Source organism: Agrobacterium sp. Azo12, assembly GCF_029193765.2.
Taxonomy (GTDB): domain Bacteria; phylum Pseudomonadota; class Alphaproteobacteria; order Rhizobiales; family Rhizobiaceae; genus Agrobacterium.
In genome coordinates this window covers 39,176-56,333 of sequence record NZ_JARFYO020000001.1, presented here as the reverse complement: position 1 = coordinate 56,333, position 17,158 = coordinate 39,176, and the positions used below count along the sequence as shown (strand labels likewise).

Sequence of the window (17,158 nt, the reverse complement as noted above, 5' to 3'; positions counted from 1 at the left end):
GTTTCAGACGAACTGCAGCACGATCAGAACGATTGACCGATACCGGCGTAAATGCCGTAACTGTTGCCGCCATCATATTTGTCGAGAGGCATTGCAACATCCAAACGCAATGGACCGAAAGGAGTTGCATAGCGTAAGCCGATGCCTGCGCCTGCTCTTATATCTGAAAAATCCGGTGTCATGCGGGTAGAAACCGCTGCCGCGTCGATAAATGGCACAAGACCGATTGTTTCGGTGATCTTGATACGGGCTTCTACGGAGCCAAGAACGTAAGAGCGACCACCTGTTGCATCGCCATTGGCGTTATAGGGTGAAATTTCCTGATAGCTGTAACCACGCACCGAGCCGCCGCCACCGGCATAAAAACGTCGAGTTGCAGGCACATCCTGAAGGTCACTTGCACCCACCAAAACGCCCGCGCCAAGTTTACCGGCAAGCACAACGCGATCTTCTTGTCCAAGTCCCTTATAGGCGGTGGCTGAGCCTTCAAAGGTCGAGAAGAATGTGCCGTTCATCGCTTCATAGCTGGGCTTGGCGGCAATGGCCGCACGGAAGCCGGTTGTCGGATCAAGCTTGTTGTCACGGGTATCCCGCACATATTCCAGCGGTATGGATGTCGTCAGATACTTGTTGTTGCCATAGGCATCATCGGTATCCGTCCAGCTGACCTCCAGTCCGGCCGCTGCAGTATCGGTATCATTGACCTCATAACTGAAGCCTGCAGCACCTGTAATGGTCTTGGCTTCATAGGTGTCAGGATGCTCGGTCTTGGCAATAAGGCTTGCTTTGAATGTTGCTGAGGGATGGAAGACGCCTGGCTTCGTGAAGGTAATGCCAGCGGAATAATCCATGCCTTCGACGCTGGATGCCTCACCCAGTCGCGAAACAGAACCTTCGATGCGCAGGGTTTCCGCCTTGCCAAACAGGTTGCGGTGGCCCCAATAGCCTTGCAGGCCAGCACCTTCGGTTGTCGAGAATTGCGCACCGAGGCCGAAATAGCGGTGTTTTCCTTCGGACACTTCGATGGTCAGTGGCAAGGAGCCGTTGGCCGCGAGTTGCTCGGATTCACGAACTGTGACGCTGGAGAAGACACCAAGCTGGCGCAGCCGCTCGGATGCCTTGCGCAGGCTTTCCGGCGAATAGGGCTGTCCGGCATTCAGTCTGGAGTAATAACGAATAAAGTCCGGATCAACGCTTTGCTGACCCTTGATGCCGATCATGCCAACCGGTGCGACTGGCCCCGCTTCTGCCGCCATCGTCACATCAACGGTGTTGGTAGCGTGGTCGGCGACCGCCTGTCTTTTGGTCAGCTTGGCCAGCGGGCGGCCTTCGGATTTCAGCTGCTCAATCAGCTTTTCGCCACCACGGATAATATTGAGCGAGCCGGCCTTGCCGCCGCGCACCAGACCAAACTCTTCCAGGTTGCGCCCTGCGGCGTCACCTTCCAGAATTATGTTGCCAAGAGTAAACTCTGGGCCTGGTGTGATCTGGATATGCACAGGAACCGGCTTTGAATGGTCAAAGACCGGATTGGGGGGAAGATTTTCAATGTCCGTGCCAGCGATACTGACTTTGACGACACCGGAATAACGGGCATTTTCATAAAGAGAGGCGACGAGACGGTCGCGGTCGTCGCGCGCCTTTATGACGAGGCCAAGATCGCCCGATACGGGTTTGTCCTGATCGGAAATCAGAAACGACGCGTTTTCCAGATTTTCGTAGAACTTGGGATCAACGAGCGGAACATCCATGCTTGCGCTGTAGCGAACCGGATTGATGATCTCGAGTTCCGGTTCGTCTGATCCCCAAAGCGTAATGCCAAACAGCTTGAACGCGTTCGCTTCCCGCACAAACGCAGGGTATAAAACCACTGCTGCCGCAACCGCCAGTGCGGTGCCTGCCTTCCGGTACGCAATACTCAATCTCGGGTCAGTCCGTTTTGTCGGCATCTGCTACTTTATGGTTGAGCATTTATTATCGCTCTCACCGGTTTCCCGTTCGTTAATATAATAATCTAAGCATAAAAGTCCGATTTTGATACGCAGAATCAACTTTTCCGATGTTAAAATGCAAAAGCCCCGGAAAACCGGGGCCTGCATTCTGCATAAATCTGCAATCGAGATTAGCAACGGTCTACGTAGCGGTTACCATAACGGTCACGGTAGTAGCATTTGCCAGGTTCATTGGCATTACCAATGAGCGCGCCGCCAACACCGCCGATAGCAGCGCCAACTGCTGCGCCGCGAACGTTACCGGTGATTGCGCCACCGAGAACAGCTCCGGAAACGGCACCGATTGATGCGCCTTTTTCAGTTTGTGTGCAGCTTGCGAGCGCCAAGCCAACCAGTGCAAATACGATGGCCTTCTTCATTTACTCTCTCCAACGTTACAATGAGCCTCAGCTCCGATAGGCGTCCCAGTTTTTTATGCGGTGACTGCTTGTCCTCCGACCGCTACGGATTGCTTTAACAATTCACCGTCATTTATGGAAGCCTGATTAGCTGGCTGATGAACCGGAATTGCCGACAGGTTTCAAACGCATGCTGCCGGTTTTCGTTCCAATCTTTTTCTGAATTTGATGTGAATCAAGTTCAAGCCATCGCGAAAGCGCTAAAAGAAGTATATTGGAATCGTTCAAAAGAGTAGGCGAATTGCCGCAGGCTATGTAAAGTTGGTCTGTCGGGGTTGACGGTTCGAAGGGGAGAACTCAAAACTCCCTCAAGAATTCTGGAGCAAGGCATGGATTTCGAGGCATATTTCAAGGGCGAACTGGACAGCTTACACACAGAGGGGCGGTACAGGGTATTTGCGGATCTGGAACGCCATCAGGGGCAGTTCCCGCGGGCCACTCGCTACAATGCAAATGGTGAAAAGCGCGACGTAACAGTCTGGTGTTCTAACGACTACCTCGGAATGGGGCAGAACCCGAAAGTTATCGAGGCCATGAAAGCGGCGATCGATCACTGTGGCGCGGGTGCGGGAGGCACCCGGAATATTTCTGGTACCAGTCACTATCACGTCCTGCTTGAGCAGGAACTTGCTGACCTGCACGGCAAAGAAGCTTCACTGATCTTTACGTCTGGCTATATTTCCAACTGGGCAACCCTTGGAACGCTCGGACAGAAAATTCCTGGTCTGATCATCTTCTCTGACGCGCTTAACCATGCGTCGATGATTGAAGGTATTCGGTATGGCAAGTGCGAAAAGGTCATCTGGAAGCATAATGATCTCGAAGACCTCGAGGCAAAGCTGAAGGCTGCTGATCCGAAGGCGCCAAAGCTGATCGCTTTTGAATCCGTCTATTCGATGGATGGCGACATTGCCCCGATCAAGGAAATCTGTGATCTGGCCGACAAATATGGCGCAATGACCTACCTGGACGAAGTGCATGCCGTTGGCATGTATGGTCCGCGCGGCGGCGGCATTGCCGAACGCGAAGGTCTGATGCATCGCCTCACCATCATCGAAGGGACGCTTGGCAAGGCATTTGGTGTAATGGGCGGCTACATTGCCGGTTCCACAGCACTTTGCGACTTCATCCGCTCGTTTGCTTCGGGCTTCATTTTCACGACTGCGCTTCCGCCATCATTGGCTGCGGGTGCCGTGGCGTCCATCAAGCACCTGAAGTCCAGCCCGTTTGAGCGTGCACGTCATCAGGACCGGGTTCGCAAATTGCGCACACTCCTGGATGCCAGCGGCATTCCGCACATGCCAAACCCGAGCCATATCGTGCCTGTCATGGTTGGCGATGCTGCCAAGTGCAAATGGATTTCGGATATTCTGCTGGATAACCATGACATCTATGTCCAGCCGATTAACTATCCCACGGTGCCGCGCAAGACAGAGCGTCTGCGCATTACACCGACGCCGCTGCACAGCGATGCGGATATTGAGCATCTGGTGGGTTCGTTGCATCAGTTGTGGGCACGTTGCGCACTGGCACGTGCCGTCGCGTAAGATAAGGCTCAGCCTTAACTCGCTGAAACATTTGGAATGGCCGCCTCTCAGGCGGCCTTTTCTGTTTGGGCGATGTAATCTTCAGCCAAAATACGAGCATGCTGGTCTGCCGCGATAATGTCGTCCATGCTGTTTGCTGTGCGACCATCAGCCATTCGGTCCATCGCAAACTCGACGGCTTCAGCCATGTGCAGGAAACTGATCCGGCCTTCAACAAAGGCATGGAAAGCAGTCTCATCAGCTGCACTCAGCACAGCGCCCTGCACACCGCCACGTTCCAGAGCGGTGCGGGCCAAACGCAATGCCGGGAAGCGTTGTTCATCGGGCGCTTCGAAATCCAGCTTGGCAAGTTTGGCGAAGTCCAAACGATCAACGTTGAGCGGCGCGCGCTCCGGGTAGGTCAGAGCATAAGAAATGGCGGTGCGCATATCCGGGCAGCCAAGCTGAGCAATCACCGAACCATCGTGGTAGCTGACCATAGAATGTATGATCGACTGCGGATGGATGATCACCTCGATCTGTTCAGCCGAAACATCAAACAGGAATTTCGCCTCGATCATTTCCAGCGCCTTGTTGAACATGGTGGCGCTGCCAATTGAAACCTTCAGGCCCATTGACCAGTTGGGATGCGCTTTGGCCGCTTCCACCGTCACACCAGCCATCTGCTCCTTCGTCCAGGTTCGGAATGGTCCACCGGACGCCGTCAGCAGAATACGCTCCAGGGATTGGCGCGGATTTCCTTCAAGGCACTGGAAGATGGCGCTATGTTCGCTATCGACAGGGATGAGCTTGCCGCCGCCCTGCTTGATGGTGCGAATGAACACATCACCTGCCGACACAAGGCATTCCTTGTTGGCAAGTGCGATGTCAGCGCCGCGTTTTGCTGCTGTGATCGTTGGGGCAAGACCGGGTGTTCCGGCAATGGCCGCCATAACCCAACCGGCATCCATCTCGGCTGCTTCCGTCAGGCCATTTTTTCCAGCTGCAACTGCGATGCCGGTGCCGGCAAGCGCTACCTTCAGCGCTTCATATTTTTCATCATTGGCGGTGACGGCCAGCTTTGCGCCAAATTCCTTGGCCTGCGCTGCCAGCAGCTCGATATTATCCGCACCGGTCAACGCCAGTATGTCGAATGCGTCACGGCCGCCGAGTTGGCGCAGAACATCGAGAGTGCTGGTGCCGATAGAGCCTGTCGAGCCAAGTACTGTCAGGCTGCGTGGTGTGGTCATGCCGGGTATCATCGTTGCAATCCGGTATCTTTTACGTTGTGATGGCTCTACCTGCGAAAACAGGACGGAACAAGAAGAAACCATCGCCATTGTTTTCCTGAACGGCGAAAGCCATATGCTGAAGAGCGATAAGGTCAGACCAACAGGAGTTGCATGAACAGATTTATTGTTTCCAGTGGTTGGGTGTTTCTGGCGTCTATTGTCCTGGTTCTGGTTTTCATGCCGTTTGATGCCGCTCTGTCCGAGAGAGCGCAGGGCTTGCCGGGCAGGGTTGTCGGCTTCAACAGTGCCATTACCGATCTCGGTACATTTCGGTGGATGCTTTATTCATCGGGTTTGGTGATCATTATCGCCTTCATTGCCGGAAAGGTTTATCGCAACAGTACCTATGTCGGGAAATTACGGACGGGTTACCGGCTGTTTTTGTATTTCTTCCTGACAATTGCCTCTGCCGGAATTCTGGTCCATCTGCTCAAGTTTCTGATTGGTCGGGCAAGGCCGGAACTGTTCAGTGAACTCGGTGCCTTCAGCCTCACACCCTTTGCCGGTCAGTGGTCTTACGAGAGTTTTCCATCTGGCCATTCCACGGCTATCGGTGCGCTGTGTGGTGCGCTTGCCATGCTGACCCCGCGTCTGCGGCCGGTCTTTCTCCTGCTTGCCCTCATCATCGGAATTTCACGCGTCATCGTTGGGGCGCATTATCCGAGTGATGTCGCTGCCGGTTTGTTGCTTGGTGTGTGGACGGCCATGGCCTTTGCCTTTATCTTTGCGCGTTACAACTGGTTGTTCCGGTTTGATGAGAAGGGCTGGCCACAGCCCAAATCCGTTTTTGCTGCGAAAACGGCCGATAGGGCGCAGTGACTTGCAAGACGTCTGGGGAGTGGAATGAACGTTCAGCAGAGCCTTTCCGATAATCCTCCAGCCGTGCGGCATTTGGAAACCACTGTTGCGATTGCCGGTGGTGGACCTGCGGGAATGATGCTGGGTTTGCTGCTTGCGCGCGCTGGTATTGACGTCACTGTGGTTGAAAAACACGGCGATTTCCTGCGCGATTTTCGTGGCGATACCATCCATCCATCAACGCTTGAGGTGATCGAGCAGCTTGGTTTCATCAAGGAATTTCTGCAGCTACCGCATACGCGAGCTGAAAAGCTGCATGCACAGATCGGGGATGACACCATCACCATTGCCGATTTCTCATGGTTGCCGGTCAAGAACCGCTTCATTGCTTTCATGCCGCAGTGGGATTTCCTGAACTTTCTGGCAGGCAAAGCAGGGCAATACGAAAACTTCCGTTTGTTGATGAATGCGCCTGTTACTGGCCTGTCGATAAAAGACGGTCGCGTTTGCGGGCTGGAGGTCTCAACACCGGAAGGCGATCTTGTCATCAAGAGTGCGCTTGTCATTGGCGCCGATGGTCGAAACTCCGTCGTGCGAGACAAGGCCGGCCTTCAGGTTGAACGGTTTGGTGTGCCAACCGAAGTCTTGTGGATGCGACTTTCCAAACAGCCGGGTGATCCCAACGAGACGATGGGACATGCTGGCCCCCAGCAAGGTCTGGTGTTGATTGATCGCGGTGACTATTGGCAATGCGGTTTTGTGGTGCGCAAGGGTACATTTGCCGAACTGCAACATAGGGGCATCGAAGCATTTTGGGATGCAGTTGCGTCTGTCAGTCCTCTGCCGAAGGACAGGATGCGGGAAATTGCGTCATGGGATGATGTGCATCTACTGACCGTGCGGATCGATCGTCTGAAACGGTGGTGGCGACAAGGTCTGCTTTGTATTGGTGATGCCGCCCATGCCATGTCGCCGATTGGCGGTGTCGGGGTCAACCTTGCCATTCAGGATGCGGTTGCTGCCGCCAATATCCTGACACCTGCACTGAGTACCAGAGGTACCGTCTCAGATAATGACCTTGCAGCTGTTGAAGCACGACGCTCTTTCCCGACCAAAGCTACGCAAAAATTGCAATTGATGATGCGCAGCCGACGAAAGGCACCGAAAGCGAACGCGGGCAAACCATCGGGACCGCCAGGTTTTGTAAAGGCGATCATCAAATTCCCGCTTCTTGCCCATTTGGCCGGCCGCTTGATCGGCCTTGGTTTCCGGCGGGAAAAGCTGAAATAGGCTATACTGTCAGCGCGATTGATAGAGCTTGTGCAGAATTGCAGCGGTGCCTTTCGCACCGTTGAGATCAAGGTTCTGACTATCAGGTGATGGAAGCGCCAGTGCCTGTCTGATGGCATCTGCCATGGCCGGGCCGGAGATTTGGTCTTCCTGCAGGACATGGGCTAGCTGTAACTTCGCCAGCCGCTCGGCACGGGCGCCCTGTTCGGTTTCACCGCCGACAGCGAAGGGAATAAGAAGCGAGCGGCATTTTGCCCGCAAAATATCGCAGACCGTATTATAGCCCGCCTGAGAGACCGATAGTTTTGCCGCTGACAGCAGGCTTGGAAAATCTTTGCGGAAACGGAAAACGGAAACCTTGTCACTGGCCTGAGCGGAAATCGCGTCGAAGTCTGCCTGCGGCATGTTAGGGCCTGTTATCAGGCACCAGCTGTTTACATCGTCAACGATGTTTGACGCTTCCAATGCACTTTTGATGAGTTCCGCACCGACGGCGCCACCGCCTGCGGAAACGACCACGTCATACTGCTCTGTTGGTTCCGGCGGCGGTTCAGGGGCAACGAGGCCAGTGTAAACCACGCGTGCGGAAATCTCGTGCGCGAGCGGGAACGTTTCCTCAAGCTTAACGAAATTCGGGTCGCCATGAACAAGAATGGTGTCGAAGTGTTTTTTGACGAGTTCGATTGTTTCTTCGTCACGGCCCGGTTTGTTGCGTTCCTGTAAGATATCGCGCAGCGACGTCATCAGCAGTGGGCGTGGCCGTGATTGTTCGATGGCTTGCAGCAGTGGCAAAAGCTCAAACCGTACCTGCCGTCGACCGAACGGAAAGGCCTCGATAATAACGATATCCGGTTTCACCTCTTCGAAGGTGTTTAAAAGCAGGGTGGTGCGCAGCTGCTTGAAGCTGTCATCGACCGCCTTACCGTTGATATCGACCAGACCGGAAAAACCGCTATCGCCAACGGCAATCGGCGGCAATGCCACATGCTTCAAACCGTCAGCCGGAAAACCGGGTACTGGCAGACCGCCGGTGACCAGCGTCACATCAAAACCGTCTCTCTGCATGGCGTTGGCGACGCGACTTGCCCGCGCAATGTGACCGATGCCGAGCAAATGCTGGACGTAAAATAAAACGCGTGGTCCCGGCGTGGCGGTTTCTTTGGTCATACGCCTTTTTCCCACTCTTGTTCGAACAGGGATTTGAGATGGGCAATGCTGGTATTGTTATCGAATGCGGTGCGCACTTTCTGCTCGGCGGCAGCACCAAGTCGTGCGCGCAGGGCGGGATCCGTGATCAAGGTATGTAGTGCTGTGGTGAAAGCGGCGACATCTTCCTGATTGGTCAAAAGGCCGTTTTCGCCTGAAATGAAAAACTCCGGGATGCCTGAAATGTTGGTAGAAAGACAGGCGAGCTTCTGGCTAGCAGCCTCAACCAACACGTTCGGCAGACCGTCGCGGTCACCATCCTGCGTGATACGGCAGGCAAGTGCGAAGAGGTCGGCTTTGCGGTAATGGTCCAGAACCTCCTTCTGATCCATCGCGCCTTTCCAGGTCACCCGGTCAGCAAGTCCAAGCGAGTTTGACAAAGCCTTGAGGCTTTCCAGCTTCTCACCACCGCCGATGTGAACGAGTTGCCAGTGCAGAGAAGAGGGCAATGAGGCCAGCGCTTTCAGCAGAATATCGATGCCCTTTTTCTCGACCGCGCGACCTACACTCAAAATGGTGATCGGACGGGCAGCATCCGAGCCGTCATTGATCGGACGGTCGGCATCAAAATGCGGAAAGCGGGTGAGGTCCAGCCCGTGATAGCTCAAATGAACCGAGCCTTTGTCTGCAGCAAGATTGCGCAGATGTTCGTAACCGCTGGCGGTGCAGGTAACCGCCCAGCGCGCGCTGTTGAGCTTGCCCGAGAGATCGTGGTCGTTGGACGTCCAGATATCCTTGGCATGGGCAGAGATCGTCCAGGGAATATCTGTCAGAAGATGGGTATAGGCAGCGACAGAGGCGGGCGTATGAATGAAATGCACATGCAGCCATCCGCCATTGTCTGGCCACTCGGCAACAAGAACGGCTGCCTGACCAAAGCGGCGAATACGGTTACGGTTCACGTCATGGCGAAAATCGCACAGAAAGCGTTTAAAGGCTTTGCCAAATCCGGGGCGTTTGCGGCAGGCCCAAAGCGCCCGCAAAACCCTTATCGGTTCTTCATGCAGATATTCCGGCAGGTAAGAAACCGGAGCCTTGATTTCATCATGGACGGGATGGCGTTTCTTGTCGGTAGGACGGCGCATGGCGACCAGTTCCAGCTCCAGCCCGGCTTTCTCCAGCCCAAGCAATTCCTGTGCAATGAACGTCTCAGAAAGCCGCGGATATCCCTTCAAAAGGACGACGATTTTTTTCTTGTCGCTCAAGCTCTTACAATCTCTTTTTTCTCGGAAGGCTATCGGTTGCTTTGTTGTGTTCAAAAGCGCTTAGCCTGTCGCCTTGGCGGCGTTGATGTCTTCGCTGGCATGCAGCCATTCTGCTATTCTGCGCGAAATGTTCTGCAAACCATCGAGCTGTAAGTTCTGGGAGTTTGCAGAGGGCGGCTGTCGGTGTGGCAGGGCCTTCAGCGCCTCTGCCATCAGCTGAGGATTTTCTGCTTCTTCCGGCAACAGCATGTCCAACAGGCCCAGCTCCTTGGCGCGGCTGGCGCGGATCAGCTGTTCTTCGCGGGGCACGACGCGCGGCACGATGAGAGCCGGTTTGTCGAACGAAAAGATTTCGCAAACGGTGTTATAGCCACCCATGGAAACAACGGCCTTCGCGCCCGCAACCAGATCTTCCATACGGTTGTCGAACTGGATGATTTCCAGATGCGGAATGTGGGCAGCCTTGCTCAACAGCCTGTCGCGTTGCTCGGTCGGCATGTAGGGACCGAGAACAACAAGAGCTTTGTGGGTCAGTGTCTTGTCATAGTCATAGGCGTTCAGAACATCATCAATCAGTTCGCTGCCGTCACCGCCGCCGCCGGTGGTAACGAGGATGTAGTCATCCTTGGGGCGAGGGTTGTCGATTTCACTTTGCGTTTGTGATCGTTGCAGGAAGCCAACGAACTCCATGCGATCGCGTACAGCTTGCGGCACATCGAGGCCATTGAGCGGATCGTGGAAATCGGGCGGCCCGTAGACCCAGACATTGTCGTAGAATTTCGCAATCTTGTTCATCACATCATTGCGTTTCCATTCGACATCAAGAAGCTGTGGCGCATCCATGACGTCGCGTAGGCCAATGACCAGCTTCGTGCCTTGCGATTTCAGATATTCAAGTGTTTCCTCGACTTCGCCGCGCAGGCCCATCGGCTCCTTGTCAACGATGAAGACATCCGGCTGGAAGCTTTCTGCGGTGTGGCGAATGATCGACCGGCGCATTTTCAGCGTGTCCTGAAGGTCGATATGACGATCCAGCGAAGTGTATTCGCCATTGCGCAGCTTGATGATACTGGGAATTTTGACGAAATCGACGCGGGCGCGATAATCGAAAGCCCCGGCTATCGTGGCGCCGGAAATGATCAGCACGTTCAGGCCACGGTAGTCTTCTACCAGCGCATGGGCAATCGTGCGGCAGCGGCGCAAATGGCCAAGGCCGAACGTATCATGACTGTACATCAGGATGCGTGCATCGTTCAGACGGGATGTCACTGAGAATGCCTCATGGTGTTTGGACAGATGATGGCGAGGTGCCGGACTACCGGTTTTTGCTTATTTGAAAGGATCTGCAGCATCTCGTAGACCGTCACCCAGAAAATTGAAAGCCAGTATCACAAGGACAACCGGTAGCGTTGGTAGCAATAGCCAAGGATATAACGCAATAACGCTGACACTGCGCGCCTCAGTGAGCAGAATTCCCCAACTTGTGATCGGAGGGCGCAAACCAAGGCCGAGGAAGCTGAGGGCAGTTTCGCCAAGGATCATGCCGGGGATAGTCAGTGTTGCAGAAGCGATAAGATGCGACATGAAGCCGGGAATAAGGTGCAGGCCAATAATGCGGCGGGTGCTTGCACCCATCAATTGCGCAGCAAGAACATAGTCTTCTTCGCGCAATGCCAGCAGTTTGGAGCGCACCGCTCGTGCAAGTCCCGTCCAGTCCAGCATGCCGAGAATGACGGTGATGCCGAGATAAACAAGGATTGGGCTCCAGGTGACCGGCATGATTGCGGCAAGCGCCAACCACAGCGGAATGCTTGGAATGGACTGCAGAACCTCGATGATCCGCTGAACGATCAGGTCGAATACGCCACCGCGATAACCGGCAAGACCGCCAATCACAATTCCGAGAATGAAGCTCATGGTCACGCCAAACAGGCCGATTGTGAGCGAGATGCGTGCGCCGTAGATGATGCGCGACAGCACGTCACGCCCCAGCCGATCTGTTCCCAAGAAAAAGAACTCGCCGTCTTTGGCAGGGCAGACCAGATGCGTATTGGACTCGAAAAGCCCCCAGAACCGATAGCTGTCGCCACGGCAGAAGAACCGTAGCTGCTGAATGTCGTTGGGGTTGTCAGTATAGACGCGTTTTAGATCTTCCATTTCCAGCGACATGGTCCGTCCGTAGACGAAGGGACCAATAAATTTGCCGTCATGGAACAGATGCACGCTTTGTGGTGGCGCGTAAATCTGCTCAACATTTCTGGTGTGCAGATTATAGGGTGCCAGAAACTCCGCAATGATGATGGCGAAATAGGCCAGTATCAGAAAGATGCCGGAAAACAGCGCCAGCTTGTGCTGTTTGAACTGCCACCACATCAGCTTTAGCTGTGAGGCCCGTGCAATCCCAGCCATGCCGCTGGTGTTCGGTTCGACCAGATAGGGATCGAATGGCGCGGTTGATACATAATGCTGCAACGGTTCACCGGGACCGGGAATAGGCGCGCTCATTTATGGCTCCCTCCGCCCAGGCGAATACGCGGATCAAGGATGGCGAGTGCAATATCCGACACCAGAACACCGATGACCGTCAGGAATGCCAGGAACATCAGGAATGACCCGGCCAGATACATGTCCTGACTTTGCAGCGCTTTGATGAGCATCGGTCCGGTGGTTTCCAGAGACAGCACGACGGCGGTGATTTCCGCGCCTGATATGATCGATGGCAGGATGGAGCCGATGTCGGAAATGAAGAAGTTGAGGGCCATGCGCAGCGGATATTTGGTGAGAACGCGAAACGGGTGCAGGCCCTTGGCGCGGGCGGTGACGACATATTGTTTCTGCAACTCATCCAACAGGTTGGCGCGCAGTCTGCGGATCATGCCAGCCGTTCCGGCGGTGCCAATGATTAGAACCGGGATCCACAGATGTTCAAGAATGGATTTGAACTTGGCCCAGCTCATCGCCTGACCGAGATATTCGCGGTCCATTAGATGGCCGATCGATGTGCCGAACCAAATATTGGCGAAATACATCAGAATCAACGCGAGCATGAAGTTGGGAATGGCAATGCCGAGCAGACCGAGGAATGTCAGGCCGTAGTCACCCCAGCTGTATTTGTGGGTTGCCGAGTAGATGCCGATAGGGAATGCGAGAATCCAAGTGACGATAATGGTCACGAATGAGACGAGAACCGTCAACCAAAGACGGTCACCAACCACGTCACTGACCGGCAACTGGTATTCGAACGAATAACCGAAATCACCAACCAACATGCCCGATACCCAGCGCAGATAGCGGATCGGGGCGGGCTGGTCAAAACCGTAGCGGATGCGAAGGTCTTCGATTTCCGCCATGTCGGCGGTCTCGCCCATGGCGCGGACTTCTGCGACATAACTTTCGAAATAATCGCCGGGTGGAAGCTCGATGATCGTGAAAACCAGCATGGAAATCAGGATCAGCGTCGGGATCATGAATAGGATGCGGCCGAGAATATAGCGCAGCATATTATGCCCCTTCCCCGTACCAGAATGTATCGGGCATATAGACACCAAGGTAGGATGTCGGGTCGTAACCGAACAATCCCTTCGACGGAATGTTGTTCAACCGTGATGAATGCACGAGCGGTTGCAGCGCGCCATTCACGGTGCCGATCGAAAAGACCTGCTGCGAATAAAGTGACAACATCTGCTGCCAGATTGCGGTGCGGTCTTCGAGCGTAGTGCTGGTTCTCCACTGCTTGAGAAGTTGCAGTAACTGGTTGACCTCGGGTAGATCCGGCGCTTTGCCCTCGCGGCCGCCAGACAGGTAGTGCACGCCCCATAGTGGCCATTGCAATTGATCTGTGTCGGTGGGAGCAAGACCTGATGGCAGCATTTCCGCTGTCGGAATGCCATTGTCCATGCCCATCCACACAGCCATCGTCACTTCGCCACCCATTGCGCGGCTGCGGAATACGTCGCGCTGTGTAACGCGAACAGAAAGTGAGATGCCGACGTCTTTCCAGTGATCGGTCACCAGTTCCATCACGTCGGTTTCGAGCGTGCTTTCACCTGAGGATTCGACAACGATATGGGCAGGACGGCCATCGGGCAGCAGGCGTATGCCGGATGAATTTCTGGCCTGAAGACCGGCTTCGTCGAGCAGCGCATTTGCCGCCTCTGGATCAAACTGCGCCCAGGCTTGCGCAAATTCCGGCTTGTAAAGCGGGCTTTCCGGCAGCACTGTATCAGAGCTTTCCGTGCCCAGACCATAAAAACAGGCCATATTGATTTCGTGGCGATTGATGGCAATCGACAATGCGCGCCGCACCCGAACATCCTGAAACAGTGTGCGCCATTGGCTGTCACCGCAGGTCAGGTTTGGCAACAGTGCAATTCGCGATCCTTGGGTACGCTTCCACAGATTGACCTTGAGAGGGTAACGGTTTTCCGCATCCTTCAGGAATGTGTAGTCGGAGAAGTCCAGGCCGAGCAGCTGCAGGTCACTGTCACCGGATGCGGTTTTGGCTGCGATGATTTCCGACGAGGAAACGTTGAGGACAAAACGGTCGAGGTAGGGCAGCTGCAGGCCGTTTTCATCGATGCGATGATAATAGGGATTGCGCTCAAAAACGAACTGTTCGGCTGGCGGTGCAGTCAGCGGACGCCAAGCATCCAGCGTCGGCAGATCAGGGTTTTCCGGCCGGTTCTGGCGCGACATCTTGATGTGGAGGCCGCTCCAGTCATCAACCTTGTTTTTCTTGATAAGGGCCGCAAGTTTTTCAGGTGTCTGGTACTTGCTGTGGAACTGCTTCATGTAGGCGGAAGGCAGATACAGGCGGGCCGGTGATGGTGCCGCCAGCTTGGCAAGAAAGTCCGGATTTACCCCCTGCCAGGTATAACGAACGGTCAGTTTGTCGATAATTTCGACGGTTGGTGGCTGGTCATGCACCTTTAGGTCGATGGGCGGGCCGCCCTTATGGATTTCCTTGTTCAGCGCCACGTCTTCCCAGAAATAGCGGAAATCCTCTGTCGTGAAGTCACTGCCATCGGACCATTTATGGCCTTCGCGCAGATGCAGCGTAAAAATGCGGCCTTCGGATATGTCGTAGCTTTCGAGAATATCAGGCTGGAAACTGAACTTTTCGTCGTAACCAACCAGACGGGCATAGGCATTGATCGGCATAAGGCGTGTATCGCGCTGCCCACCAATCAACATGCGCACTGAACCGCCGTGTTTTCCGGGCACGCGACCAAGTGATTTTAAGTCGAGGACGCGGGGATTTTTTGGCAGACGATTGGCAATGTCAGGCAGTTCTCCGGCCTGTACTTTCTGCTTGAGGCTTTCCGGTTCCACCAGCGCGGCACGGGCGGTCGCCGGGACAAGAGCCGAAGCAAGCAGCATCAAGGTGGTGCGCCGGGTTATCATGAGCGCAACTCCGTTACGTCGACATTGCGGTTGGCAAGCACGACATGTCCATTGCCCAGGTCAGCGGGCGCGAGACCGTGGCTGCCTTCCGACTGGAACTGGCGGCCCCAGCTGGCACGGTTGGTAAAGCCCGATTTTCCAAGTTTGGCATAGTCCAGCGGACGATCCAGATCAGGGAAGGGGACTGCTGTCAAAAGTGCCTTGGTGTAAGGGTGAACCGGGTTCTGCATCAGGATTTCACGCGGCGCGATCTCGACAATGCGGCCGTCGCACATTACGGCAACGCGGTCAGCCATGTAGTCGACCACGGCCAGATTGTGGGAAATAAACAGATATGTCAGCCCCAGATCCCGCTGCAAATCCTTCAATAGATTGAGGATCTGCGCTTGTACGGAAACGTCAAGCGCTGAAACAGGCTCGTCGCAGATCAGCAGTTCTGGCCCCAGTGCCAGAGCGCGGGCGATGCCAATTCTCTGTCTTTGGCCACCGGAAAAACTGTGCGGGTAACGATTAAGGGCGCTGTCACCAAGTCCGATGGCTTTCAGCAGCGCACGCACAGCTTCTTTCCGAGTGCTGGCATTGCCGCGATTGTGGATTTCCAGCGGTTCACTCAAGATATTGCCGACAGTCATGCGTGGTGACAGCGAGGACACCGGATCCTGAAACACCATCTGGATTTTGGTACGCAATGTCTTGAGGTCATCGCCGGCGGCATTCAGCACATCGATATCGCCGGTATCATCATGGAAGGTGACGCTGCCGGCATCGGGCTTTACGGCACGCATCAAAATCTTGCTGACGGTGGTTTTGCCACTTCCGCTTTCCCCAACCAGACCGAGGCACTCTCCACGACGAATATCGAAACTGACATTGTCGACGGCGAGGGTCTTGGTGGCAGCGGCTTTTTCAAACCAGCCGGCTTTGCGGATGGTGAAAGACTTTTCGATGTTATCAACCGAAAGCAGGACGCCATCCTTCTTGTGTTGCTTTGTGGTGCTGCGCCCGATCAGGCTGTGTTTGTCGATAGTAACTTCACGCAACGCCTTCAGCCGTTCTCCCGGCTTCATATCGAAATGCGGAACGGCCGCCATCAGTCCCTTGAGGTAAGGATGGGACGGTGAGCGGAAAATCTCGTTGACCGGGCCGGCCTCCATGATCTCACCCTGATAAATCACGGCAACTTCGTCGGCGATATTGGCAACGACGCCGAGATCATGGGTGATGAGCAACATGCTCATGTTGAGACGTTCCTGCAGGTCACGCAGCAGTTTGAGGATTTGTGCCTGGATCGTCACGTCGAGAGCCGTCGTGGGCTCATCGGCAATCAACAGGGCCGGGCGGCAGATCAGTGCCATCGCAATCATCGCTCTTTGCCGCATTCCACCCGATAGCTCGAACGGGTACATGTTGCAGACTTTGGCCGGGTTAGAGAAACCCACCAGATCAAGTGTATCGAGCAATGTTTCGTAACGCTCTTTTGGCGAGAGCGTCGTGTGAATTCTCAAGGCCTCATCTATCTGATTGCTGATTGTGTGCAGGGGCGAGAAGGATGTCATCGGCTCCTGAAAGACCAGGCCGATACGGTTGCCGCGTATGGAGCGCATTTCTCGCCCATCTTGGGGAAGCGATAACAGATCGACCGGGCCTGCGGATTTCTCAGTGTCATTAAACAGGATACGGCCGCTGGTGTGTGCTGTTCTTGGGTGCAAACCCATGATGGTCTGGCCGAGAACGGACTTTCCGGAACCGGATTCTCCGACCAGTGCGGTGACCTTGCCTGGCAGAATACGCAGGCTGACATCGCGAACGGCATCTATGGTTCCACCCATCAAAGAAAACGAGACGCGCACATTTTCAACGCGCAGCAAATCGACGCCTGTTTTCATGCCAATGGGTTCCCTGTCTCGATCCTTTTGTTTACCTGTAATACGAATGGGTAATCAGGATGTTACAGTCACGTTATCGCAGGGCCATTGGTCTGTCTATGCTTGCGTATGGGCAAAAGCGGAATGACGTTACATCCGCATT

General features: G+C 54.7%; 13 protein-coding genes. 3 read left to right on the top strand and 10 right to left on the bottom strand.

The genetic code is table 11. From position 1 onward, the window contains the following. Nucleotides 1-23: 23 nt before the first annotated feature. Both PYL13_RS00220 and PYL13_RS00215 read right to left on the bottom strand, forming a co-directional pair. Nucleotides 24-1,949: an autotransporter assembly complex protein TamA gene (locus PYL13_RS00220; protein WP_250984309.1), complete on the bottom strand. Its 1,926-nt coding sequence runs from the start codon at nt 1,947-1,949 to the stop codon at nt 24-26. 173 nt (nt 1,950-2,122) lie between these two features. Beyond that, complete coding sequence (locus PYL13_RS00215; protein ID WP_192490377.1) at nt 2,123-2,371, bottom strand: YMGG-like glycine zipper-containing protein; 249 nt, start codon at nt 2,369-2,371, stop codon at nt 2,123-2,125. Nucleotides 2,372-2,739: 368 nt separating this feature from the next. Between PYL13_RS00215 and hemA the strand changes: the two genes are divergently transcribed. Further along, the gene (gene hemA / locus PYL13_RS00210) at nt 2,740-3,957 is read left to right on the top strand and encodes a 5-aminolevulinate synthase (protein ID WP_275643683.1); all 1,218 of its coding nucleotides are present in this window, start codon (nt 2,740-2,742) and stop codon (nt 3,955-3,957) included. Nucleotides 3,958-4,004: 47 nt separating this feature from the next. Here the strand turns inward: hemA and PYL13_RS00205 are convergent, their stop codons facing one another. Next, a complete protein-coding gene (locus PYL13_RS00205) occupies nt 4,005-5,198 on the bottom strand; it encodes a 1-deoxy-D-xylulose-5-phosphate reductoisomerase (RefSeq protein ID WP_441296652.1) in 1,194 nt (397 codons plus the stop codon). A gap of 141 nt (nt 5,199-5,339) precedes the next feature. Between PYL13_RS00205 and PYL13_RS00200 the strand changes: the two genes are divergently transcribed. Next, nucleotides 5,340-6,047 carry a phosphatase PAP2 family protein gene (locus PYL13_RS00200; RefSeq protein ID WP_250984311.1) on the top strand — a complete coding sequence of 236 codons (708 nt, stop codon included), beginning with the start codon at nt 5,340-5,342 and terminating at the stop codon, nt 6,045-6,047. A gap of 24 nt (nt 6,048-6,071) precedes the next feature. Then, on the top strand, nt 6,072-7,316 hold the full coding sequence (locus PYL13_RS00195) for an FAD-dependent oxidoreductase (RefSeq protein ID WP_275643685.1): 1,245 nt from the start codon (nt 6,072-6,074) through the stop codon (nt 7,314-7,316). Nucleotides 7,317-7,325: 9 nt separating this feature from the next. Here PYL13_RS00195 and PYL13_RS00190 read toward each other — a convergent pair whose 3' ends face one another. From PYL13_RS00190 to PYL13_RS00160, 7 genes are read right to left on the bottom strand one after another with little or no spacing between them, the layout of a single operon-like run. Further along, nucleotides 7,326-8,483, bottom strand: coding sequence for a glycosyltransferase family protein (locus PYL13_RS00190; RefSeq protein WP_275643686.1), 1,158 nt, complete (start codon nt 8,481-8,483; stop codon nt 7,326-7,328). Next, the gene (locus PYL13_RS00185; protein ID WP_275643687.1) at nt 8,480-9,727 is read right to left on the bottom strand and encodes a glycosyltransferase; all 1,248 of its coding nucleotides are present in this window, start codon (nt 9,725-9,727) and stop codon (nt 8,480-8,482) included. Before PYL13_RS00185 ends, PYL13_RS00190 begins: the two co-directional genes overlap by 4 nt. Nucleotides 9,728-9,787: 60 nt before the next feature. Continuing rightward, nucleotides 9,788-10,996 (bottom strand): glycosyltransferase family protein, encoded by a 1,209-nt coding sequence (locus tag PYL13_RS00180; RefSeq protein WP_250984315.1) that lies wholly within the window; start codon nt 10,994-10,996, stop codon nt 9,788-9,790. Between the two features lie 60 nt (nt 10,997-11,056). Next, nucleotides 11,057-12,232, bottom strand: a complete 1,176-nt coding sequence (locus tag PYL13_RS00175) for an ABC transporter permease (RefSeq protein WP_192490369.1) — start codon at nt 12,230-12,232, stop codon at nt 11,057-11,059. Beyond that, entirely contained in the window at nt 12,229-13,227 is a 999-nt protein-coding gene (locus tag PYL13_RS00170; protein ID WP_192490368.1) for an ABC transporter permease, read from the bottom strand. Before PYL13_RS00170 ends, PYL13_RS00175 begins: the two co-directional genes overlap by 4 nt. A 1-nt stretch (nt 13,228) precedes the next feature. Then, nucleotides 13,229-15,130 carry an ABC transporter substrate-binding protein gene (locus PYL13_RS00165; RefSeq protein ID WP_275643688.1) on the bottom strand — a complete coding sequence of 634 codons (1,902 nt, stop codon included), beginning with the start codon at nt 15,128-15,130 and terminating at the stop codon, nt 13,229-13,231. Continuing rightward, nucleotides 15,127-17,016: an ABC transporter ATP-binding protein gene (locus PYL13_RS00160; RefSeq protein ID WP_250984318.1), complete on the bottom strand. Its 1,890-nt coding sequence runs from the start codon at nt 17,014-17,016 to the stop codon at nt 15,127-15,129. The genes PYL13_RS00165 and PYL13_RS00160 overlap by 4 nt, the downstream gene beginning before the upstream one ends. Nucleotides 17,017-17,158: the final 142 nt, after the last annotated feature.